Annotated in this window: 18 protein-coding genes; 6 read left to right on the top strand and 12 right to left on the bottom strand. The window is 72.7% G+C overall.

Annotated features, from left to right (window positions below; all coding sequences use genetic code 11):
• Window positions 1-196: 196 nt before the first annotated feature.
• On the top strand, window positions 197-1,453 hold the full coding sequence (locus GB864_RS09400; RefSeq protein ID WP_160424377.1) for a low temperature requirement protein A: 1,257 nt from the start codon (window positions 197-199) through the stop codon (window positions 1,451-1,453).
• 36 nt (window positions 1,454-1,489) lie between these two features.
• Here the strand turns inward: GB864_RS09400 and GB864_RS09405 are convergent, their stop codons facing one another.
• The 4 genes from GB864_RS09405 to GB864_RS09420 form a co-directional block, all read right to left on the bottom strand.
• Complete coding sequence (locus tag GB864_RS09405) at window positions 1,490-1,780, bottom strand: SHOCT domain-containing protein (RefSeq protein WP_160424379.1); 291 nt, start codon at window positions 1,778-1,780, stop codon at window positions 1,490-1,492.
• 197 nt (window positions 1,781-1,977) lie between these two features.
• Window positions 1,978-2,640 (bottom strand): response regulator, encoded by a 663-nt coding sequence (locus GB864_RS09410; RefSeq protein ID WP_160424381.1) that lies wholly within the window; start codon window positions 2,638-2,640, stop codon window positions 1,978-1,980.
• Entirely contained in the window at window positions 2,637-3,785 is a 1,149-nt protein-coding gene (locus GB864_RS09415) for a sensor histidine kinase (protein WP_160424383.1), read from the bottom strand. Before GB864_RS09415 ends, GB864_RS09410 begins: the two co-directional genes overlap by 4 nt.
• An 86-nt stretch (window positions 3,786-3,871) precedes the next feature.
• Window positions 3,872-5,197, bottom strand: a complete 1,326-nt coding sequence (locus GB864_RS09420; RefSeq protein WP_336603941.1) for a M50 family metallopeptidase — start codon at window positions 5,195-5,197, stop codon at window positions 3,872-3,874.
• 194 nt (window positions 5,198-5,391) lie between these two features.
• Between GB864_RS09420 and GB864_RS09425 the strand changes: the two genes are divergently transcribed.
• Window positions 5,392-7,152: a subtype B tannase gene (locus GB864_RS09425; protein ID WP_160424386.1), complete on the top strand. Its 1,761-nt coding sequence runs from the start codon at window positions 5,392-5,394 to the stop codon at window positions 7,150-7,152.
• A 64-nt stretch (window positions 7,153-7,216) separates the two neighbouring features.
• On the opposite strand, the gene dxr is transcribed toward GB864_RS09425, so the two are convergent.
• Together dxr and GB864_RS09435 are read right to left on the bottom strand one after the other, a co-directional pair.
• Window positions 7,217-8,302, bottom strand: coding sequence for a 1-deoxy-D-xylulose-5-phosphate reductoisomerase (gene dxr, locus GB864_RS09430; RefSeq protein WP_160424388.1), 1,086 nt, complete (start codon window positions 8,300-8,302; stop codon window positions 7,217-7,219).
• Between the two features lie 29 nt (window positions 8,303-8,331).
• Window positions 8,332-8,967 (bottom strand): 4'-phosphopantetheinyl transferase family protein, encoded by a 636-nt coding sequence (locus tag GB864_RS09435; RefSeq protein ID WP_160424390.1) that lies wholly within the window; start codon window positions 8,965-8,967, stop codon window positions 8,332-8,334.
• A 93-nt stretch (window positions 8,968-9,060) separates the two neighbouring features.
• Here GB864_RS09435 and GB864_RS09440 point away from each other — a divergent pair, with 93 nt between their 5' ends.
• Both GB864_RS09440 and GB864_RS09445 read left to right on the top strand, forming a co-directional pair.
• Window positions 9,061-9,843, top strand: a complete 783-nt coding sequence (locus GB864_RS09440; RefSeq protein ID WP_160424392.1) for a lysophospholipid acyltransferase family protein — start codon at window positions 9,061-9,063, stop codon at window positions 9,841-9,843.
• 45 nt (window positions 9,844-9,888) lie between these two features.
• Entirely contained in the window at window positions 9,889-10,824 is a 936-nt protein-coding gene (locus GB864_RS09445; RefSeq protein WP_160424394.1) for a hypothetical protein, read from the top strand.
• On the opposite strand, the gene GB864_RS09450 is transcribed toward GB864_RS09445, so the two are convergent.
• On the bottom strand, window positions 10,808-11,290 hold the full coding sequence (locus tag GB864_RS09450; protein WP_160424396.1) for an OsmC family protein: 483 nt from the start codon (window positions 11,288-11,290) through the stop codon (window positions 10,808-10,810). The two genes, GB864_RS09445 and GB864_RS09450, sit on opposite strands and share 17 nt — an antisense overlap.
• Before the next feature lie 178 nt (window positions 11,291-11,468).
• Between GB864_RS09450 and gabT the strand changes: the two genes are divergently transcribed.
• Window positions 11,469-12,827 (top strand): 4-aminobutyrate--2-oxoglutarate transaminase, encoded by a 1,359-nt coding sequence (gene gabT, locus GB864_RS09455; protein WP_160424397.1) that lies wholly within the window; start codon window positions 11,469-11,471, stop codon window positions 12,825-12,827.
• Complete coding sequence (locus GB864_RS09460) at window positions 12,827-13,816, top strand: asparaginase (protein ID WP_160424399.1); 990 nt, start codon at window positions 12,827-12,829, stop codon at window positions 13,814-13,816. Before gabT ends, GB864_RS09460 begins: the two co-directional genes overlap by 1 nt.
• 87 nt (window positions 13,817-13,903) lie before the next feature.
• On the opposite strand, the gene GB864_RS09465 is transcribed toward GB864_RS09460, so the two are convergent.
• The 5 genes from GB864_RS09465 to GB864_RS09485 all read right to left on the bottom strand — a co-directional run bounded on the left by GB864_RS09465 (window position 13,904) and on the right by GB864_RS09485 (window position 21,102).
• Window positions 13,904-14,728 carry an ABC transporter permease gene (locus GB864_RS09465; protein WP_419672782.1) on the bottom strand — a complete coding sequence of 275 codons (825 nt, stop codon included), beginning with the start codon at window positions 14,726-14,728 and terminating at the stop codon, window positions 13,904-13,906.
• A 56-nt stretch (window positions 14,729-14,784) separates the two neighbouring features.
• Window positions 14,785-15,696, bottom strand: a complete 912-nt coding sequence (locus tag GB864_RS09470; RefSeq protein ID WP_160424401.1) for an ABC transporter permease — start codon at window positions 15,694-15,696, stop codon at window positions 14,785-14,787.
• Complete coding sequence (locus GB864_RS09475; RefSeq protein WP_160424403.1) at window positions 15,696-16,898, bottom strand: ABC transporter ATP-binding protein; 1,203 nt, start codon at window positions 16,896-16,898, stop codon at window positions 15,696-15,698. The genes GB864_RS09470 and GB864_RS09475 overlap by 1 nt, the downstream gene beginning before the upstream one ends.
• A 1-nt stretch (window position 16,899) precedes the next feature.
• Window positions 16,900-18,114 carry an ABC transporter substrate-binding protein gene (locus GB864_RS09480; protein ID WP_202107117.1) on the bottom strand — a complete coding sequence of 405 codons (1,215 nt, stop codon included), beginning with the start codon at window positions 18,112-18,114 and terminating at the stop codon, window positions 16,900-16,902.
• A 147-nt stretch (window positions 18,115-18,261) separates the two neighbouring features.
• On the bottom strand, window positions 18,262-21,102 hold the full coding sequence (locus GB864_RS09485; RefSeq protein ID WP_160424405.1) for an FtsK/SpoIIIE domain-containing protein: 2,841 nt from the start codon (window positions 21,100-21,102) through the stop codon (window positions 18,262-18,264).
• Between the last annotated feature and the right edge of the window lie 12 nt (window positions 21,103-21,114).

The raw sequence follows: 21,114 nt of genomic DNA on the forward strand, positions 1-21,114 counted from the left end.
CACCGGGGCGGTCGAGCTCGCCGTGCGCGGCGGCGGCCGCGCGGCCGTCGCGCTGTGCGGCGGCGGCGGTCAGGGCGAGGCGCTGCTGCTGCGCCGCTGACCGCGCGCAGACGATGCACGGCCGATGACCGCCTGACAGGATGACTGCGAGCCGCGCTGCGAGCCCGCACGCGGCCCCGGGCATCCGAGGGACGAGATGAGCGCATCGACGACGGCCACGGGCCGCGACCACCGCATCCGGCGCATGATCGGCCGCGACCCCGGTGAGACGCACCGGGCGGCCACGCCGCTCGAGCTGCTCTTCGACCTCACGTTCGTGGTCGCGTTCAGCCAGGCCGGTTCGGAGACCGCCCACCTCCTCGCCGAGGGCGAGGTCGGCGCGGCGCTCGCCGGGTTCGTGTTCTCGCTCTTCGCCATCGGGTGGGCGTGGATCGGCTACACGTGGCTCGCGAGCGCGTACGACAACGAGGACATCGTCTTCCGCATCGCGACGCTCGTGCAGATGGTGGGCGTGCTCGTGCTGGCGCTCGGCCTGCCGCCGGTGTTCGACTCGATCGCGCACGGCGAGCCGCTCGACAACGGCATCGCGGTGGCGGGTTACGTCATCATGCGCGTGGCGACGGTGCCGCTCTGGATCCGTGCCGCGCGCGACGATCCGGCGCACCGCCCGGCGGCGCTCGCGTATCTCGTCTGGATCGTCGTGGTGCAGCTCGGCTGGATCCTCTTCCTCGTCGCCGACGTGCCCCTGGCGCTCGCCGGCTGGTGGTGGGGCGCCCTCGTGGTGCTCGAGCTGAGCGGCCCGTTCCTCGCCGAGCGGCGGTTCGGCGGCACGCCGTGGCATCCCGGCCACATCGCCGAGCGATACGGCCTGCTCGTCATCATCACCCTCGGGGAGGTCGTGCTCGGCACGATCCTCGCGATCTCGGCGGTCGTCGAGGAGCAGGGTTGGACGGGCGAGGCCGTGCTCGTCGCCGCGTCGGGCACGACGCTCGCGTTCGGGCTGTGGTGGGTGTACTTCACGATGCCCTCCGGCGAGGTGCTGGTGCGCCACCCGCGCCGCTCGTTCGTGTGGGGCTACGGGCACCTCGTCCTCTTCGGCGCGATCGCCGCGATCGGCGCCGGGCTGCACGTCGCCGCTTCCGTCATCGAGGGCGTCGCGCACCTCGACGAGTTCGGGGCGGTGCTCTGCGTCGTCATCCCCGTCGCCGTGTTCTTCGCGACCGCGTTCGTGCTCTACTCGCTGCTCCTGCACCGCTTCGACCCGTTCGACCTCGTCCTGTTCGCGGGCGTGGTGCTCTGCCTCGTCGGGGCGGTCGTCGCCGTCGCCGCCGGTGCGTCGATGGGCTGGGCGCTCGCGATCACCGCACTCGCGCCGGTCGTCGTCATCGTCGGCTTCGAGACCGCCGGCCACCGCCGGCAGCACGCCGCGCTCGTGGCCGACGGCGACGTCTGAGACGGCGCCGTCGGCCGGGAGGACGCTCCGGCCCGGTCAGCGTCGCCGGTTCGCGCGAAGCACCTCGAGCCGCGCGCGGAACTCGGACTCGTCGATGTCGCCGCGGGCGTAGCGCTCGGCGAGGGTCGACTCCGCGTCGGGGCCGCCGGACCAGGGCGCGCCGTAGCCGCCCGCCCACGCACGACGGCGTCCGCGGGCGACGACGAAGATCATCGTCGCGATGAGGACGAACCAGAGCAGCGGGATGAGGAAGAACACCCAGCCGAAGCCGGCCGCCCAGGGCCCGGCGTGGGCGGCGATGGTCGCGGCGGCGAGTGCGGTGGACATGACGGTCTCCGTTCGATCGTGCGGCTCGGGCGCTCCCGTGCCGTCCCTCCGATGCTCCTCGGGCGGGCGGGACGGCGAATCCGACCGCGGGAGGCACTTCGCGCACTCCCCCGGGAGCATCGCGACCCGGAGCAGCCGCGGCCCGGAGCATCCGCGCCGTGCAGCGCCGCGCCCGCCGTCGACGCGCTCTCGCAGGATCAGCGCCAGCCCGGCGCGACGAGCCCCGACTCGTAGGCGGTGACGACGAGGTGCACGCGGTCGCGCGCCCCGAGCTTCTGCATGATCCGCGAGACATGGGTCTTGGCGGTGAGCGGGGAGAGCACGAGCGCGCCGGCGATCTCCTCGTTCGTCAGCCCTCGCCCGACGAGCGCGAGCACCTCGCGTTCGCGGTCGGTGAGCACGTCGAGCACGTCGGTCGCAGGCGGTTCGGCGAGTCCGGCTGCGAGCCGGCGCAGCAGCTGCCGGGTCACGCCCGGCGAGAGCAGCGCGTCGCCGGATGCCGCCGCGCGCACCGCGCGGACCAGGTCCGCCGGCTCGGTGTCCTTCACGAGGAACCCGCTCGCACCGGCCCGCACCGCCCGCACGACGTCGTCGTCGAGCTGGAAGGTCGTGACGATGACGACGTGGACGCCGGCGAGCTTCGGGTCGGCGGCGATCCGCTCGGTCGTCGCCAGACCGTCGCCGTCGGGCATGCGGATGTCCATGAGCACGACGTCGACCGGCGCGGCGACGAGGCGCTCGAGCGTCTCCCTGCCGCTGCCGCTCTCGAAGACGACCTCGACATCGTCCTCCGCCGCGAGCAGCGCTCGGAATCCCGCGCGGACGAGCGCCTGATCGTCGGCGATGCCCACCCGGATCATGCGACGCCCTCCCACGGCAGCCGCGCCGTGAGGCTCGTGCCGCCCGTTGCCGGCTCGGCCACGTCGAGCCGGCCGCCGAGCACCTCGGCGCGACCGCGCATCCCGAGCACCCCGCCGCCCTCGTGCGCACCGGCGGCGCCGCGTCCGTCGTCCTCGACACGGACGACGAGTTCCCCGCCCTCGCGCCGCAGCCCGATGCGGACGGCCTCGGCCCCGGAGTGTCGGAGCACGTTCGTGAGCGCCTCCTGCACGATCCGGTACGCGGCGGTCTGCACGGCCCGCGGCGGCCCCTCGCCGTCGAGCGGATCGAGCTCGACCTCGAGGCCGGCGGCGCGCACGTCCGCGACGAGGGCGTCGAGCTCGGCGAGCCCCGGCTGCGGCGCCGACGGCGCGCTCTCGCCCGGTTCGCGGAGCACGCCGAGCACGCCCCGCACCTCGTCGAGCGAGTCCTTGCTGACGCGCTTGATGTCCGCGAGGGCGCTCCGCGCCTGCTCCGGGTCGCGGTCGAGGAGGTGCAGCGCCACCCCCGCCCGCACGTTGATGAGCGAGAGGGAGTGGCCGAGCACGTCGTGCAGCTCACCGGCGATGCGCAGCCGCTCGCGCTCCGCGGCGCTCTCGCGACGACGCGCGACCGCGTCCCGGTACCCGCGGGCCCGCTCACTGCGGTTCCGCACGAAGGCCCCCGCGGCGACGCAGGCGGCGAGCGCCGCGGTCGTGGCGGCGACGCGTGCCGGATGCCAGTCGAGTCCGACGAGCGGCCCGAGCAGCAGTGCGCCGAGCCACGCCACCGCACCGGAGCCGAGCGCCCAGGCGAGCGCGCCCCGCGCGGCCGCGAGACCGAGGGCGAAGCCGAAGGCGACCGGCGCCGGACCCCCGCCGGGCGCGCTGAGCAGCAGCCCGAGGGCGATCGCGGCGACCGCGGCGACCGTCGGCCCGGGCAGACGCCGTGCGGCGAGCAGGAGGAGCGGGCCCGCGACGGCGAGGCCGATCGCCAGCGCCGCGACCGGCCCGCCGACGTCGGCGCGCAAGCACGACGCGATCGTCCAGGGCACCTGGGCGAGGAACGAGAGCACGACCGGCGCCAGGAGCACGGCCCGCGCCGGCGGACGGAACCGGGGCCCGTCCCAGGCGGCCGACTCGTGCATGCGGCGATCCTACTGACGGGCGCGTTCGGCCGCGTCCTCCGCCGGGAGGCACCCCGGCTGCTCCGCCGGGAGCATCCGGGGGCGGCCTAGAAGACCTGGACCGGCTTGACGAGGTCGGCGTAGATGAGCAGCGCGCTCATGGCGCCGAACACGATCACGACGGCGAAGCTCAGCGGCATCAGCTTGGCCATGTCGACGGGGCCCGGGTCGGGCTTGCCGCGCAGCTTCGCCCAGCCCTTGCGGATCGCCTCCCAGATCGCTCCCGCGATGTGGCCGCCGTCGAGCGGCATGAGCGGCACGAGGTTGAACAGGAACAGGAAGAGGTTGAGCGAGGCGAGGATGCCCACGATCCCGGCCGCGCGGTCCTGGAACTCGAGCTGGTCGCTCGCGGCGATCTCGCCCGCGATGCGGCCGACGCCGACGACGCTCACCGGCCCGTTCGGGTCGCGCTCCTCGGTGCCGAACGCCGCCTGCGCGACGTCGACGAGCTTCTGCGGCAGGGTGAGCAGCGCGTTCACGCTCGCGCCGAGCTGCTCGCCGACGGCCGGCAGCACCTCGCCCGCAGTCCCCTGCACGCGCACCGGCTGCGACCCGATGCCGAGGAAGCCGACCTCGGCGGTCACGGGCTCGCCCGCGTCATCCGTGACGATCCGGCCGTCGTCGTCGAGGACGTAGCGCTCGCTCGCTGCGGGCGTGACCTGCAGGGTGACCTGCTCGCCGTCGCGGTCGACGACGAGCGGCACGGTCTCGCCCGCACGATCGCGGATGAGTGCCGTGGACTGCTCCCAGCTCGTCACCGGGACGCCGTCGATCGAGACGATCTCGTCGCCCGGCTGGATGCCCGCTTCGGCGCCCGGGGCCGCCGGGTCTCCCGCTTCGCAGGTCTGGCGCTCGCTCGTGGCGGGCAGCACGCACTCGCTCACCGAGGCGATCGTCGTCGAGGACTGCACCGTGCCGATGCCCATGATGAGCACCGCGAACAGCGCGATCGCGATGACGAGGTTCATGAACGGCCCCGCGAACATCACGATGATGCGCTTCCAGACCGGCAGGCGGTAGAACGCGCGGTCGTCCTCGCCCGGGCCGATGGTCTCGGCGGACTGGTCGCGGGCGTCCTGCACCATGCCGCCGAAGAACCCGGTGGAGTCGGCGTGGACGCGCTCGCCCGGCTTCGGCGGGAACATCCCGATCATCGAGACGTAGCCGCCGAGCGGCAGCGCTTTGAGCCCGTACTCGGTCTCGCCCTTGCGACGGGAGAAGACCGTCGGCCCGAACCCGATCATGAACTGGGTGACCTTGACCTTGAACAGCTTCGCGGTCGTGAAGTGCCCCGCCTCGTGCAGGCCGATCGAGACGGCGACGCCGAAGGCCACGACGAGGACGCCGATGATGAACGCGAGCACGGGATTCACGTCGGTCAGCGTAGTGCGATGCGCCTACGAAGGGGCTGGCAGCGGGCCGGGAGGCCACCGGATGCCCGGTGAACCTTGCGGACAGAATTGTCGACGAAATTGCTTGCCGAATTGTCCGCAACCGGGCTACGGTCGAGTCGCTCGACCCCTGGTCCGATGACGAACCGGGGCATCTTCGATGGAGAGGAACCGCGTTGACGATTCGCAGTCACCCGCGCAGGAATCGAGAATCCACCCCGCCCGTCCGCCGTGCCGGACGGGCGGCGTTCGCCACCGGGGCCGCGCTCGCGCTCACGCTCGGCACGCTCGCAGCCGGCTCGGCCGCGTGGGCCGGCAACGGCGGCGGCTCCGGCCCGACGAAGACCGACGCCGAGGATGCCGCGCTCGCGTTCGACCGATCCGCGTACACGACCATCACCGTGAACGTGGACGGCGTCGCGACGCCCGTGCGCTGGTACCGGGAGGTCTGCTACGTCGCCAAGCCCACCGCGGTGTCGACGAACGTCGCGAACCAGGCCTGCGGCTACCAGTCGATGAACGTATTCGTGCCCGAGTCGGCCGCACGGGACCAGCGCACCGCGATCTACTACGCCGAGAACAACAGCGGCTGGATGGCCAGCTACATCAAGGCCTCGATCGTCGACGGCGGGACGTACTCGTCGGCCACGAGCACGGTCGGCGCCGCGCTCAAGGCCGGCTACGTCTTCGTCGACGTCGCCACCCGCTCGCGCGGACTGGTCGCGGCCGACGGCACCTACGCGGGCAAGGCGCCCAACGTCGTCGTCGACGCCAAGGCCGCCGTGCGCTACCTCCGACTCAACGACGCCGTCATGCCCGGCAGCGCCGAGCGCATCGTCGTCAACGGCACGAGCGGCGGCGGCGGACTCGGCGCCGCCCTCGGCGCCTCGGGCAACAGCGACGAGTACCTGCCCCACCTCGCCGCCGCCGGATCCGCCGGCGTCGACGCGAAAGGCCGATCGACGATCGACGACGACGTCTTCGCCGTCAACGTCTACTGCCCGATCACGGACCTCGACGACGTGGACACCGCCTACGAGTGGCTGTACAACGCGACGGGCACCCGCACGGCGGTCGGCGCGAATCCGAACCCGGCCGCGAGCGCGGCCCTCGCGGCGGCGTACCCCGGGTACCAGAAGTCGCTCGGGCTGCGCACGGCCGACGGCACGCGGTTGACCGCTTCGACGATGCTCGACGTGATCACGGACGAGGTCGAGCGCTCCGCCGAGGCGTACCTCGCGGCGAACCCCGCGAACTCGATCCCCGATCTCGGCGAGAACTTCGTCATCACGGGCAGCGGCGCCGGCACCTACGTCAACGACTGGATCGACATCGATCCCTCGACGCGCGGTGTCGTGTCGGTGGACATCGCGCAGTACCTCGAGTTCGTGGCGACGCAGAACAAGCTCAAGCCCGCCCCCTCGTTCGACCAGACCGGTGCGACCGTGCCCGGCTCGGGAGGCGGGCCCGGCGCGGGCGAGTCGAACCTGTTCGGCACGGCGAGCCAGGCGTACTCGAACTTCACCGAGTACTCCTGGAACGCCAACGGCACCCTCGCGGGCGCAGGCGGCGTCGGCGACGGGATCGGCCTCGACGACACCGGCCTGACGTGGAAGCAGTTCCTCGCGAAGAAGTCGACGACGGTCGACGAGCAGGCCGAACTCATCGACCCGCTCGAGTTCATCGGCACCTCGGCCGACACGGCGCCGTACTGGTACGTGCGCCACGGCACCCGCGACCGCGACACCTCGTTCACGGTCTCGATCAACCTCGCTGCGGCGCTGTCCGCCGACCGCTCCGTCGAGGACGTCGATTACCGCCTCGCCTGGAACCAACCGCACGCCGGGAACTACGACGTCCCCGAGGCGTTCGCCTGGATCGCCGCGTCGCTCGCCGACGCCGATGCGCCGAACGGACACGGCGGCGGCCGGCACTGACCGGACGCGACGCACGACGGGCCCCGACCGGACGGTCGGGGCCCGTCGTGCGTGGAACCGCCGGCTAGAGCGCGGCGATCCGCTCGTCGGCCCGGCGGCGTGCGTCCGCCTCCGAGGAGAGCAACGTCGGGACGTCGAGGATGCCCGCCGGGGCCCCGGTCGCATCCACGACGGCCTGCACCGTGTCGACGATGTCGGTGAAGCGGATGCGCCCCGCGTGGAACGCGGCGACGGCCTGCTCGTTGGCGGCGTTGAAGACGGCCGGGAAGACCCCGCCGGCGCGGCCGACGGCCTTGGCGAGCGCGACGGCGGGGAACGCGTCCTCGTCGAGCGGCTCGAAGGTCCAGGCTGCGGCACGGGTCCAGTCGATCGGCGCGCCGACGCCGGCCACGCGGTGCGGCCAGTCGAGGCCGAGCGAGATGGGCAGCCGCATGTCGGGCGGGCTGGCCTGCGCGATCGTGGAGCCGTCGACGAACTCGACCATGGAGTGCACGACCGACTGCGGGTGCACGACGACGTCGATGCGGTCGTAGTCGATGTCGAAGAGCAGGTGCGCCTCGATGACCTCGAGGCCCTTGTTGACGAGGGTGGCGGAGTTCGTCGTCACGACGAGGCCCATGTCCCAGGTCGGGTGCGCGAGCGCATCGGCCGGCGCGACGTGCTCGAGTTCTGCGCGGGTGCGACCGCGGAACGGTCCGCCGGAGGCGGTCACGACGAGCCGGCGCACCTCCTCGGGAGCGCCCGAGCGGAGCGCCTGCGCGATCGCGGAGTGCTCGGAGTCGACGGGGACGATCTGCCCCGGTGCCGCCGCGTCCGTCACGAGCGAACCGCCGACGATGAGGGACTCCTTGTTCGCCAGGGCGAGGGTCGCACCGCGCTCGAGCGCTGCGAGCGTCGGCATGAGGCCCACCGAACCCGTGATGCCGTTGAGCACGACGTCGGCGTCGACGCTCCGCACGAGCTGCACGGCCTCGTCGATGCCGAGGGCGGTGTGCTCGACGCCGAACTCGGCCGCCTGCGCGGCGAGCGTTTCGCGATTCGAGCCGGTGGCCAGGCCGACGACCTCGAAGCGGTCGCGGTTGCCCCGCACCACGTCGAGGGCCTGGGTGCCGATGGAGCCGGAGGAGCCGAGGATGAGGATGCGACGCACCCGCCAACGGTAGCGCGGTGCGGGCCGGGTCAGAACGGGAGCGCGACCGCCAGGACCTCGCCCGAGGCGAGCTCGAACTCGCGGAAGCGCACGTCGCGCCAGCGGGCGCCCAGCTCCCCCGGCACCCGTTCGACGCGGGGCTCGCCTCGTTCGAACTCCGGGACGGACAGGGCGATCCGCGCCGGTTCGAGGGCCTTCGCGTGGCCGATCAGCCGCATGAGCGCCCCCTTGCGCGCCCAGAGCCGGCCGCGGGCGACGGCCCGCTCGTCGTCGGGCATCGTGTCGAGCATCGCCAGCTCGTCGGGGTGCATCGCAGCGGGCTCCACCCGCTCCCAGGCTCCCGGGACGGTCGTGCCCGTGCCGAGGCCGATCGGATGGCGCTCCGAGACGGCGACCACCGTTGAGCCGTCGACCGCGGTGAGGCAGTCGACCTCCCAGCGCGCGCCCGACACGCTCGTCGGGTACTCGAGCTGCGGCCGGCCGTGGCCGCCGCCGCAGACGGGGCAGCTCGAGACGAGTTCGACGTCGCGCACCGGCACGTCGGCGCGCTCGGCGACGAACTCGGCGAGCGCGCGCAGGCTCGATCCGGGTCGCCGACGCGGCGCCGCGACCCCCACGGCGCAGCCTTCGCCCAGCTCCAGCACGCCGCTCAATTCGCCCTGCACCCCGCCATTCTGGACCATGGGCGGCGATCGGGCGACCTGTCGATCCGGTGCGATATGCCCGGCCGCGCATGCATCCGAACGTAGCGTCGAAGGATGACCGTCGACGACTCGCGTCCGGACGCGGCGCCTCGCGCTGCCCGCCGGGGCCCGGTGTACTGGATCGCCTCGGGAATCCTCGGCCCCCTCGCCCGCGCGATCTACCGCCCGGTCATCACCGGCGCGGAGCACGTCCCGAAGGACGGACCGCTCATCCTGGCGAGCAACCACCTCTCGTTCATCGACAGCGTGGTCATCCCGCTGACGAGCCCGCGCCCCGTGCAGTTCATCGCGAAATCGCACTACTTCACCGGCACCGGCTTCAAGGGCTGGGTGTCGCGCACGTTCTTCGAGGCGATCGGCGCGGTCAGCGTCGAGCGCGGTGCGGGCGCGGCGGCGCAGGAGGCGCTCGACCAGTCCAAGCGCATCCTCGTGGCCGGCAACGCGCTCGCCCTCTACCCGGAGGGCACCCGCTCGCTCGACGGACGCCTCTACAAGGGCCGCACCGGCATCGCCTGGCTCGCCTTGGAGACCGGGGCGAAGGTCGTGCCGGTCGGCCTCGTCGGCACGCAGCACATCCAGCCGGTCGGGGCGAAGCTGCCCCGCGTCAAGCCGGTCGAGGTGCACTTCGGCGAGCCGATCGACGTCTCGGGCTTCGGCCCGTCGTCATCCGGTCGCGCCCGGCGCCAGGCGACCGACGAGATCATGGCGGCCATCCACGCGCTCTCGGGCCAGGAGCTCGCCGGCCGCTACAACGAGGCGCCGCCGTCGGGCACCGTCGCCAAGGCCGTCGACCGCGTGCTGCCGCGCGAGCGGACGGGCGTCGCCGAGCCCGAGTGAGCCGCTTCGGCGCATCTCGCGCCGGATCGCGCTAGCCTCGCTCGAATGGATGCCCGGACGCGACGGACCCGATTCCTCGGCGCGTGCCTCGCAGCCCTGGCGGTCGTCGTCCTGCAGGGCGCGTGCGCGCAACCGGGTTCCCTCACCGGCGCCGCCGCCGACGCGCCGCGCTCGGCCGGCGTCCGCGTGCCGGCCTATCCCGAGCCCGACCCGGCGGAGTTCGACCCCGGCCGCATCGTCGACGACGACGCGTTCTACGACTGGAACTCGATGAGCACGGACGACGTGCAGGACTTCCTCGAGGCGGTCGACTGCGAGCCGGGCGCCGCTGCGCCGTGCCTCGCCGACTACGAGCAGGACACGCCGGACCGCGAGGCGGATCCCCGTCTCGACCACTGCGACGCCTACACGGGCGCCCGCTCGGAGACCGCGGCCGAGATCATCACCGGCGTCGCGCGGGCCTGCGGCGTCAGCCCGCGGACCCTCCTCGTGCTGCTGCAGAAGGAGCAGTCGCTGCTGACCTCGCCCTCGGTCTACGGATACGAGCGGGCGACCGGCTACTACTGCCCCGACACGGCCCCGTGCGAGGAGCGCTACTTCGGGTTCTTCAACCAGGTGTACTCGGCGGCCTGGCAGTTCCGCGAGTACACCGTCGACCCCGATTGGCGCTACCGCATCGGCACCGTCGAGATCGCCTACGACCCCGATCCCGCGTGCGGCGCCTCGGCCGTCACGATCGTCAATCAGGCGACGGCGAACCTCTACAACTACACGCCGTACCAGCCCAACGCGGCAGTGCTTGCCAACCCCGGCACGGCCGATCCGTGCGCCTCGTGGGGCAACTTCAACTTCTGGCGGCTCTGGCGGCTCTGGTTCGGCGACCCCGACGGCGAGCGTTTCCCGGGATTCCTCCCGTCGTGCACGAACCTCGCCGGCGGGCACCGCTGCCCGAGCGCCGACGCGCTCAGCGCGCGGGGCTGACGAGCGCGACCGGTTCGTGGCGGACCGGGAAGGCGACCGACGCTGCGATGAAGCACTTCTCGGACGCCTCGCGGTGCGCCGCCTCGGCGAGATCGAGCATCGAGGCATCCGCCACTTCGACGCGCGGGCGGAGGACGACCTCGCGGAAGGCGCCGCCGCCCGAGCCGTCCTCGACCATGACGCCCGTCGGCGAGTCGGTGTAGCCGCGCACGACGACGCCGAGGGTCGTCGCGACGTGCAGGTAGGAGAGCATGTGGCACTGGGCGAGCGCCGCGACGAGGAGTTCCTCGGGGTTCCAGCGCTCGGCGTCGCCGTGGAACACGCGATCGCTCGAGCCTTCGATCTCGTGCGACTTGCCCGCGGCGCGGACGAGGTGACGGCGTCGGTAGGCCTTGTAGCTCTCGGTACCGACGCCCTCGTCGCCCGTCCACTCGAGTTCGATCGCGTACGCGTGCTCGCGGCCCATCTTCGCTCCTCGCTCCCGGCCGCCCATGCGGCCCCGTGTCATTCTGCACGCCCCGGTGTGCAGCCGGAATCGGTCCCCACCGGTCCCCACCGGTCCCTCGCCCCGAGCCCGGATCGGTCCTGCCGAGCCGTCGGTTCGCGGCTCGTCGGGCGGGCCGCGCCGGTAGGCTGAACCCACCATGACCGACACCGTCAACGCCCCTGTCGCCGCCCTGCCGCAGACCCGCCTCGTCGCCACCGCGATCCCGGGTCCGAACTCGATCGCGCTGCACGCCCGACGACAGGCCGTCGTCTCCGCGGGCGTCTCGAGCGCGCTGCCCGTCTACATCGCCCGCGCCGCCGGCGCCGTGCTCGAAGACGTCGACGGCAACCGTTTCCTCGACTTCGGCGGCGGTATCGGCGTCACGACCGTCGGCCACACCGAGGCGAGCGTCGTCGCGGCCGCCGCGGCCCAGCTGCAGGACGTCACGCACACGCTCTTCACCATCACGCCCTACGAGGAGTACGTGCGGGTCGCCGAGCTCCTCGCCGAGCACACGCCCGGCAACTGGGCGAAGAAGTCGGTGCTCGTGAACTCGGGCGCCGAGGCCGTCGAGAACGGCGTGAAGATCGCCCGCAAGTTCACCGGTCGCCGCGGCGTCGCCGTGCTCGACCACGCCTACCACGGCCGCACGAACCTCACGATGGCCATGAACTACAAGGCCAGCCCGTACGCGACCGGCTTCGGCCCGTTCGCCGGCGACGTCTACCACGCCCCGAACTCCTACCCCTTCCGCGACGGCCTCTCCGGCGAGGACGCGGCCGCGCGCACCATCGCGCACCTCGAGAAGACCGTCGGCGCCGAGGACCTCGCATGCCTCGTGGTCGAGCCGATCCAGGGCGAGGGCGGCTTCATCGTGCCCGCTCCCGGCTTCCTCGCCACCCTGCAGGGCTGGTGCCGCGAGCACGGCGTCGTCATGATCGCCGACGAGATCCAGTCCGGCATGGCCCGCACGGGCCGCTGGTTCGCCTCGGAGCTCGCCGGTTGGGAGCCCGACCTCGTGCTCACGGCGAAGGGCATCGCGGGCGGCCTTCCGCTCGCGGGCGTCACCGGTCGCGCCGAGATCATGGACGCGTCCCAGCCCGGCGGGCTCGGCGGCACCTTCGGCGGCAACCCCGTGGCGTGCGCCGCCGCGGTCGCGGTCTTCGAGACGATCGAGGAGCACGGCCTCCTCGCCGAGGCGCAGCGCATCGAGCGCGCGCTGAAGGGCGGGCTCGAGCGGCTCGCCGAGCGCTACGACCTGATCGGCGAGGTCCGCGGTCACGGCGCGATGGTCGCGATCGAGCTCGTGGAGCCCGGCACCCGCGGCGGCGCGAACACGCCGAACGCCACCGCGGTCGGCGAGCTCGTCGCGTACGCGGCGCAGCAGGGCATCCTGTTCCTGAGCGCCGGCACGTACGGCAACGTCCTGCGGTTCCTGCCCTCGCTCGCCGTCACCGACGACCACATCGCCGAAGCGCTCGAGGTGCTCGACGCCGGCCTCGCCCGGCTCGGCTGATGGCCGGCACGATCAGCACTCGGGACGCCGTGGAACTCGCCGTCGTGGAACGTTCCGGATTCGTCGAGTCGCGCCACGCGGGCTCCGCCGTCGTGCTCTCCCCCGAGGGCGAGGTGATCCGCGAGCTCGGCGACATCACGACGCCGATCCTGCCGCGCTCGACGCTGAAGCCCTTCCAGGCCCTCGCGGTCCTCACGAGCGGCGTCACGCTGCGCGGCGAGGATGCGGCGATCGCCACGGCGAGCCACTCCGGCACCGCCGGGCACGTCGCCCTCGCCAAGGGCATCCTCGACCGCGCCGGCGTCAGCCCCGACGCCCTGCAGTGCCCGCCGGCCTGGCCGCAGGACTCCGCGTCGCGGGATCAGGCCGCCCGCGCGGGCGTCGGTCCGCAGCGGCTCACGATGAACTGCTCCGGCAAGCACTCGGCGATGCTCGCGGCGTGCGTGGCCAACGGCTGGCCGACCGACACGTACCTCGAGCTCGACCACCCGTTGCAGAAGCGCATCCTCGAGCTCATCGAGCGCCTCGCCTCGGAGCGGCCGGTCGCCACGGCGATCGACGGCTGCGGCGCGCCGGTGCATGCGCTCAGCCTCGGCGGACTCGCCCGGGGCATCCAGAAGGTGACGTCGGCGTCCTCGACGTCGCCGTTCGCGCTCTTCCGCGAGGCGGCGGCGCTCACGGCCGCGGTGCGCGAGCATCCGTGGGTCATCGCCGGCCCCGGCCAGCCCGACACGATCGCGATCGAGCGTCTCGGGGTCTTCGCCAAGGGCGGCGCCGAGGGCGTCATGGTCGCCACGTCACCCGACGGCACGACCCTCGCGCTCAAGATGCTCGACGGCAGCCCGCGCGCGACGATGCTCGTCGCGCTGCGGCTCTTCGTCGACGTCGGAGTGCTCCCCGAGAGCGCCGTCGACGAGGTGCTCACCGAGCTCGACCTCTGGATCACGGGCGGCGGAGCGCGGGTCGGCCGCATCCGCTCGAGTGTTTGACGTTCTTTCTCCGGCTCGGACGCGCGAGGCCGCCGCTCCCTCCCGGGATCGGCGGCCTCGTGTCGTCGTGCCGGGGACTCTCCCGCCTCAGCGGGCGAGTCGCTTCTCCCGGGCGGCGTGTCCGAGCTGCGCGACCACGACGGCGACGAGCGCGAGCAGGAACACCGCCGAGGCGATGACGTTCGCCTCCGCCGGGATGCCGCGCGTGGCCGAGATGTAGATGTACTTCGGGAACGTCGTCACCGAACCGGAGTTGAAGTTCGTGATGATGAAGTCGTCGAAGCTCAGCGCGAACGAGAGCAGCGCCGCGGCGAGGATGCCCGGCATGAGCAGCGGGAACGTGACCCGCCAGAACACCTGCACCGGCGAGCCGTAGAGGTCGCGACCCGCTTCCTCGAGCGCCGGGTCGAGGCTCGCGACGCGCGCCTTCACCGTGACGACGACGAAGCTGATGCAGAACATCACGTGCGCCAGGATGATCGTCAGCATGTCCTTCGGGACGCCGACGGCGAGGAACTGCGCCGCGAGGCCCGCGCCGAGCACGACCTCGGGCGTCGCCATCGGCAGGAACAGCAGGAGGCTGATCGCACCCGACCCGCGGAAGCGGTATCGCACGAGCGCGATCGCGATCATCGTGCCGAGCGTCGTCGCGACGAGCGTCGAGATCACACCGATGAGGATGCTGTTGCCGAACGCCTCGCAGACGGCGCCGTTCTCGACGACGCAGACGTTCGCCCACTTGTCGAGCGTGAACCCGCGCCAAGCGATGTTCGACTTGATCGAGTCGTTGAACGAGAACACGATCGTGTAGACGATCGGGATCAAGAGGAACACGAACGCGATCGTGACGTAGACCGGCAGCAACCAGCGTCCGAACCCGAGACGCCGGGTTCGCGTCGGCTTGGACGGCAACGGCCGCACCTCCTCCGCCTCGAGGTTCGCCAGGGCCGCGCCCGCACCGACTCCGCTCACAGCAGGTCCTCCGTTCCGGCTCGCTTCACGTAGACCCCGACGATGGCGAGGATGACCGCCATGAGGATGATCGAGAGGGCTGCGGCCGCGGGGTAGTTCAGCAGCACGAGGAAGTTCGCCTCGATGACGTTGCCGATCATGGCGGTGTCGGTGCCGCCGAGGAAGTCGCGACTGGCGTTGACGTAGTCGCCCGCGGCGGGGATGAACGTCAGCAGCGTGCCCGCGACGACGCCCGGCATCGACAGCGGCAGCGTGACCTTGCGGAAGACGGTCGCCGGGCTGCCGTAGAGGTCGGCGCCCGCCTCGAGGTAGCGCGTGTCGAGCCGCTCGAGCGTCGTGTAGATCGGCAGCGTCATGAACGGGATGAAGTTGTACGTGAGGCCGAAGATCACCGCGAACGCGGTGCCCGTGAAATGGGCGTCCGGCGCCATGAGCGAAAGCGCCTTCAGCGACGTGATGATGAACGACTCGTCGCTCAGCAACTGCTTCCACGCGAGCGTGCGCAGCAGGAAGCTGATGAAGAACGGCGCGATGACGAGCACGAGCAGGATGCTCTGCAGCAGCGGCCGCGACCGGCAGCGCACGCCGATGTAGTACGCGATCGGATAGCTGATGAGCAGTGCCGCGGCCGTCGCGACGAGCGCGTAGCCGAACGAGCGCAGGATGTGCTCGCCGTACTCCGAGACGACGTCGACGTAGTTCTGCCAGTTGAAGGCGTAGACGTACGCGCCGATATCGCCGTAGAGGTCGGGCGCCTGCAGCGAGGTCAGCAGCAACGAGATCAGCGGCGTGAGGAAGAACAGCGCGAGGTACGCGAGGCCCGGCGCCAGCAGGAACCAGCCGATCCGGCTCGCGCGCTTCGGCGCCTGGGGCACCGCCTCGGCGGTCGCGAACGCGGCGAAGGCCATCAGGCCTCCTCGAGCTCGGTCTGCAGTGCCGCGCGCTCCTGCGCGGCGAGCGCCGTGGTGTCGGTGTCGTCGTCGAAGCGGGCCGGGGCCTCCGCCTCGTCGGCCAGGCCGAAGCCGTGCTCGACGCGCCACGAGAGCCAGACCTCGTCGCCCAGGGACGCCGAGTGCCCGACGCCAGAGTTCTGGGCGAACACCGTGAGCCGACCGGCGATGCCGGGCACCTCGACGAGGTACTGCGTCGAGACGCCCGTGTACGAGACGTCGACGACGCGGCCCGCGCCGAGCACGTTGCGCTCGCCGTCGGGCGCAGGGGCGCTGCGGTGCAGCGCGACCTTCTCGGGGCGCACGCCGACGCTCACGGTGCCGGTGTGCTTGGCCGCGCGATCGAGCGGGACCACGATCGCCGTGCCCCCGACGTCGACCGTGATCGAGTTCGGGTTGCCGGCGACGACATCGCCCGTGAAGAGGTTCGACTGGCCGAGGAACGTCGCCACGAACGCCGTGCGCGGCAGCTCGTAGAGCTCCTCGGGGGCGCCGAGCTGCTCGATCCGGCCCTTGTTCATCACGGCGACCGTGTCGGCCATGGTCATGGCCTCCTCCTGGTCGTGCGTGACGTGCAGGAAGGTGAGCCCGACCTCCGTCTGAATCGACTTCAGCTCGAGCTGCATCTGCCGCCGGAGCTTCAGGTCGAGGGCGCCGAGCGGCTCGTCGAGCAGCAGGAGCGCAGGGCGGTTCACGATCGCGCGGGCGAGCGCGACGCGCTGCTGCTGACCGCCGGAGAGCTGCGCCGGGCGTCGGCCGGCGAGGTGGTCGAGCTCGACGAGCCGCAGCGCCTCGTGCGCGAGCCCCAGCGGGTCGGCGATCTTGCGCCGCTTGAGCCCGAACGCCACGTTCTCGAGGATCGAGAGGTGCGGGAAGAGCGCGTAACTCTGGAACACCGTGTTCACCGGGCGCCGGTAGGCCGTCACGTCGGTCACGTCCACGCCGCCGATCCGGATGCGCCCCGAGGTCGGCTCCTCGAGCCCGGCGACCAGGCGGAGCGTGGTCGTCTTGCCGCAGCCCGAGGGCCCGAGGAGCGCGAAGAACGAACCGGCCGGGATGGTCAGGTCGAGCGACTCGATCGCCGTGAACCCGGGGAAGCGCTTGTGGATGCCCGCCAGCTCGAGATCGGCGCCGCGTTCCGCGAAGTCCAGGTGCGCCATCTCAGGCGCCCAGCAGGATCTTCTGGAAGTCGGCCTGGTACCGCTGCTCCTCGGCGGCCGAGAGGCTGCGGAAGACGTGCGCCGTCGAGAGGGTCTCCTCGTTCGGGAAGATCAGCTGGTTCTCGGCGAGCTCGGGGTCGATCGCCGCGGCGGCCTCCTGGGCGCCGACGACCGGCGTGATGTAGTTCACCCACGCCGCGACCTCGGCCGCGACCTCGGGACGGTAGTAGTAGTCGATGAGCGCCTCGACGTTGGCCTTCTTCGACGAGCCGATCGGCACGAGGAAGTTGTCGTTCCAGAGCGTTCCGCCCGCCTCCGGGATGATGAACTCCCACTTGTCGCCGGCCTCGGCGTTGATGACGGTGATGTCGCCCGACCAGCAGATGGCCGCCAGGGTGTCCTCGCTCTTGAGGTCCTCGAGGTACGAGTTGCCCTTGATGTTGCGCACCTGGCCGTCTTCGACCTGCTTCGTGAGCTGGTCGATCGCCGCGGCGAACTCGTCGTCGCCCCAGTCGCCCGCGATGTCGACGCCGTTCTGGAGCATGAGCAGGCCCATCGTGTCGCGCATCTCGCTGAGGACGCCGACGCGGCCCTTGAGTTCGGGGTTCCAGAGGTCCTCGACCGACTTCAGGCCCTGCGGCAGCTTCTCCTTGTTCCAGGCGATGCCCGCGAATCCGCCCTGCCACGGCACCGAGTACGCCCGGCCCTCGTCGAAGTCGACGTTCTGGAGCGAGGGGGTGAGGTTCGAAAGGTTCGGGATGTTGGCGTGATCGAGCTCCTGGGCGTAGCCGAGGCGGATCCAGCGCGCGATCATCCAGTCCGTGAGGCAGACCGCGTCGGCGCCGATGTCCTGGCCGAGCGCGAGCTGGTCCTTGACCTTGCCGTAGTAGCTGTTGTTGTCGTCGACCGCGACCTCGTAGTTGACGGCGATGCCGGTGGCGGCCGTGAACGCGTCGAGCGTGGGGTTGGCGCCCGAGTCGTCCTCGTCGATGTAGGCGGCCCAGTTCGCCCAGTTCAGGGACTTGTCGCTCGCCGACGTGTCGGCGGCGGCGGTGGGCTTCGCGCCGGCTCCGCCTCCCGCGCACGCGGCAAGGGCGAGCGTCACCGCTCCGGCGCCGGCGCCGGCGAGCACCGAGCGACGCGTCAGCTGCGATGCGCGCGCCTGAGCGATGAGGCGACGGATCATCGGGTCTTCGGGCATGGGCCGTCGGGACATAACGGGCTCCTCTCGGGTCGACGCTCGTCTTCGCGCGTCAGGGGCGGTGTCGGAATAGTGCCATACTCCCGGCCCCGCGGACGCCGGATGTATCCGAATCGTGAATTCCGTGCAACAGATCCGACGGATTCAGCACATGATCTTCACTCACGCCACTGATTCCGCAGCCGAAGCCCACTGTTCCCGTCGAATCGCACCGCCCGGACGCAGCACCCAGATCTGTTCGCCGCCGGGGTCGAGGAGCGGGCCGCGGAGCGCGGCACGAGTGATCGCCCGCAGCTCCGCCGGCCCCGTGGCGACGATCGTCGCCGTGTCCCGGCAGCGCGCCGCGAGACTCCAGTGCACGGCCCAGGCGTCGGCGTCCCCGATCAGCGCAGCGGCGCCCTCCCCGATCTCCGGCGGCACCGGATCGGTCGTCAGCGGCGCGGCCGGCCGACCGGGATGGGCGGCCGCCCACCGCCGCAGGGTCGCCGCCGGCCGGGAGCTCGCGACGAGCACGAGCCCGTCGCCCGGCACGAACGTCGGGACGGGCGGCCGGGGCGGCGGCGGGCACGCAGCCGCACTCCGCGCGCACTGCACGTCCAGTCCCTTCCATCGGGCGAGACCCGGTCGGGCGTCCCGCGGCGGGGCCGCCTGCGCCCGGCTCCCCACGGCTTCCGCCTCGATCGGCCGCAACCGGAGCACCTCGCCGAACTCGTCGGCGAGACGAGCGAACGAACCCGGCAGCCGGGCGGCGGTCGCCGCGACCGCGATGCCCCGCGACGGCGCACTGCGCAGCAGGGATCCGAGCCGCTCGAGGAGTTCGGCGCGGGCATCCGGCTCCCAGCGGTCGGCGATCCGGTCGAGGTCGTCGATGAGGACGAGCGGCCCCGCACCGCGGGACACCGCTTCGACGCCGTCGAGGGCGTCGAGCACGTCCGAGACGGCGCTCGCCGGGCCGCCGAGGGAGACGACCGGTCGCGCGGCCGCCCCGGCCGCGAGCACGCCGAGGATCGTGCTCCGCCCCGATCCGGCCGCGCCGAGCACGAGCAGGGCGCCGTCGCGGTCGGCGTCCCAGCACGCGATCGAGCGCCGTTGCGCCGACGGCTCGTCCGCGAGGCCGACGGGGATGCCGCGCACGGCAGGCGCCTCGCCCGCCGCTACGAGCCCGGGCAGCTCGGCGAGGTCGACGAGCGCCGGCAACGGATCGAGCCAGGGGCGACGCGGCCGCGGCGCGCGGGCATCCGCCGCCTCGATCGCCGCGAGATCGGCGCGCCCGGCGATCGCCGTCTGCACCCCGACCACGCGGCCGTCACCGGCGTCCACGACCGCACGGCCGGGCCGGTCCGCGGGCAGCGCGGCCGCATCCGGCACTCCGACGAGCGCGGTCGAGTCCGCCTCGGCGAGCACGCGCAGGCACACGCGGATCGGGCAGTTCGCGAGGACGCTGTCGCGGACGACGCCGAGCGGGCGCTGCGTCGCCAGGATCACGTGGACGCCGAGCGAGCGGCCTCGCGCGGCGAGATCGCCGACGAGCGCTCCGAGCTCCCGATGCCGCTCGAGGAGCGACTGGTACTCGTCGACCACGACGACGAGCCGGGCGAGGTCCTCCACGGGATGCGGGCCGAGCGCGCCGATCTCGGGCACTCCGGCTTCGGCGAGCAGCGCCTCCCGCCGGGCGAGCTCGGCGCGCAGGCTCGTGAGGGCGCGGTCGGCGCCGGCGTCGTCGAGGTCCGTGACGACGCCCACGACGTGCGGCAGCTCGGCGACGGGTGCGAATGCCGCCCCGCCTTTGAAGTCCACGAGGAGGAACGAGACCCGCTCGGGCGAGCGCGCGGCCGCCATCGCGGCGACCCAGGCGACGAGGAAGACGCTCTTGCCGCTGCCGCTCGTGCCCGCGACCACCGCGTGCGGGCCCCCGCGCACGAGGTCGAGTTCGAGTACTCCGTCCCGACCGATCCCGACCGCGGCGGGCAGGCCCGCCCGATCGCGGCGGTCGGCGACCTTCGCCCGCGACGCGGCGAGCAGCGGATCGCCGAACGGCACGCTCGCCGGGAGCTCGGCAGCCCCGGCGAGTCCCGCGTCGCGGGCACGCGCGGCGAACTCCGCGAACCACGCCGTGCACTCGGCGGCGGAGTGCAGCGACGGTCGGAACGGTCGCGGAGCGCCGCCGCCGCGCTCGATCCAGGCCGAGTCCGCGCTGTGGAGCCGCACGACGGTCCCGAGTCCGGGCGGCAGCGCCGTCGCCTCCGACGCGATCGCGATCACGCCGGCGGGCCCGACCGCAGCCTCCGATCGGACGACTGCGTGACGGTCGACGACGCGCACCTCCTGCCGGCCGGCGTGCGGGAGCGCATCGAGCATCCGCCACTCCGCCGTGCCGGGTCCGGCGAAGCGGATCGAGGCGGGACTGCCCGAGTAGGCGGCCTGCACGAGCACGCTGCGGGCGAGCGATCGGGCGATCGCCGCCGGGCCGAGGATGCCGAGGCCGTCGGCGAGCGGCACGACGACGGGCGATGCGGGCAGCAGCGCCGCCTGCGCGACGAGCGCCCGGTCGACGTCGTCGACGGGATCGCCCTCGAGGCGGAGACCGCTCGGCGCCGGCCCGCTGCCGATCACGACGTCCGGCGGCCCCGCACTCCCCCACGGCGGTCCCGCGAGCCCGTCGAGGACCTCCCGGGCGCTGCCGGCCTCGACGCGACGCCGTCCTCCCTCAGCGACGAGGAACGCCTCGACCTGCCCCTCGAGGTCGCGGATCGCGGCGGCGCGGGCATCCGTCGCGCGCCGGCGACGTCGACGGGTCTGCCGACGGCCGTCGAGCATCGTCGCGAGGGCCACCACCGGCCCGAGCGCGGCGAACCACAGCGTCGTCGCGTTCCCGGTCGCCGCCCAGAGCCCCACCGCCGCGAGGGCGGGCGCGAACGCCGACAGCACGGGGAATCCGGGCGGCACCGACTCGGGCACGGGATCGGGGAGCCGGCGAGGACGATCCGGGGCGTCGAAGTGCATGGCGGCAGCATC

The organism is Agromyces seonyuensis, from assembly GCF_009789225.1.
In the GTDB taxonomy this organism is placed as follows: domain Bacteria; phylum Actinomycetota; class Actinomycetes; order Actinomycetales; family Microbacteriaceae; genus Agromyces; species Agromyces seonyuensis.

Excerpts from the sequence above, each read along its gene's own strand:
- GB864_RS09400 (WP_160424377.1), top strand. The coding sequence starts at position 197 with ATGAGCGCATCGACGACGGCCACGGGCCGCGACCACCGCATCCGGCGC.
- GB864_RS09405 (WP_160424379.1), bottom strand. The coding sequence starts at position 1,780 with ATGTCCACCGCACTCGCCGCCGCGACCATCGCCGCCCACGCCGGGCCC.
- GB864_RS09410 (WP_160424381.1), bottom strand. The coding sequence starts at position 2,640 with ATGATCCGGGTGGGCATCGCCGACGATCAGGCGCTCGTCCGCGCGGGA.
- GB864_RS09415 (WP_160424383.1), bottom strand. The coding sequence starts at position 3,785 with ATGCACGAGTCGGCCGCCTGGGACGGGCCCCGGTTCCGTCCGCCGGCG.
- GB864_RS09440 (WP_160424392.1), top strand. The coding sequence starts at position 9,061 with ATGACCGTCGACGACTCGCGTCCGGACGCGGCGCCTCGCGCTGCCCGC.
- GB864_RS09445 (WP_160424394.1), top strand. The coding sequence starts at position 9,889 with ATGGATGCCCGGACGCGACGGACCCGATTCCTCGGCGCGTGCCTCGCA.
- GB864_RS09450 (WP_160424396.1), bottom strand. The coding sequence starts at position 11,290 with ATGGGCCGCGAGCACGCGTACGCGATCGAACTCGAGTGGACGGGCGAC.
- gabT (WP_160424397.1), top strand. The coding sequence starts at position 11,469 with ATGACCGACACCGTCAACGCCCCTGTCGCCGCCCTGCCGCAGACCCGC.
- GB864_RS09460 (WP_160424399.1), top strand. The coding sequence starts at position 12,827 with ATGGCCGGCACGATCAGCACTCGGGACGCCGTGGAACTCGCCGTCGTG.
- GB864_RS09470 (WP_160424401.1), bottom strand. The coding sequence starts at position 15,696 with ATGGCCTTCGCCGCGTTCGCGACCGCCGAGGCGGTGCCCCAGGCGCCG.
- GB864_RS09475 (WP_160424403.1), bottom strand. The coding sequence starts at position 16,898 with ATGGCGCACCTGGACTTCGCGGAACGCGGCGCCGATCTCGAGCTGGCG.
- GB864_RS09480 (WP_202107117.1), bottom strand. The coding sequence starts at position 18,114 with ATGTCCCGACGGCCCATGCCCGAAGACCCGATGATCCGTCGCCTCATC.
- GB864_RS09485 (WP_160424405.1), bottom strand. The coding sequence starts at position 21,102 with ATGCACTTCGACGCCCCGGATCGTCCTCGCCGGCTCCCCGATCCCGTG.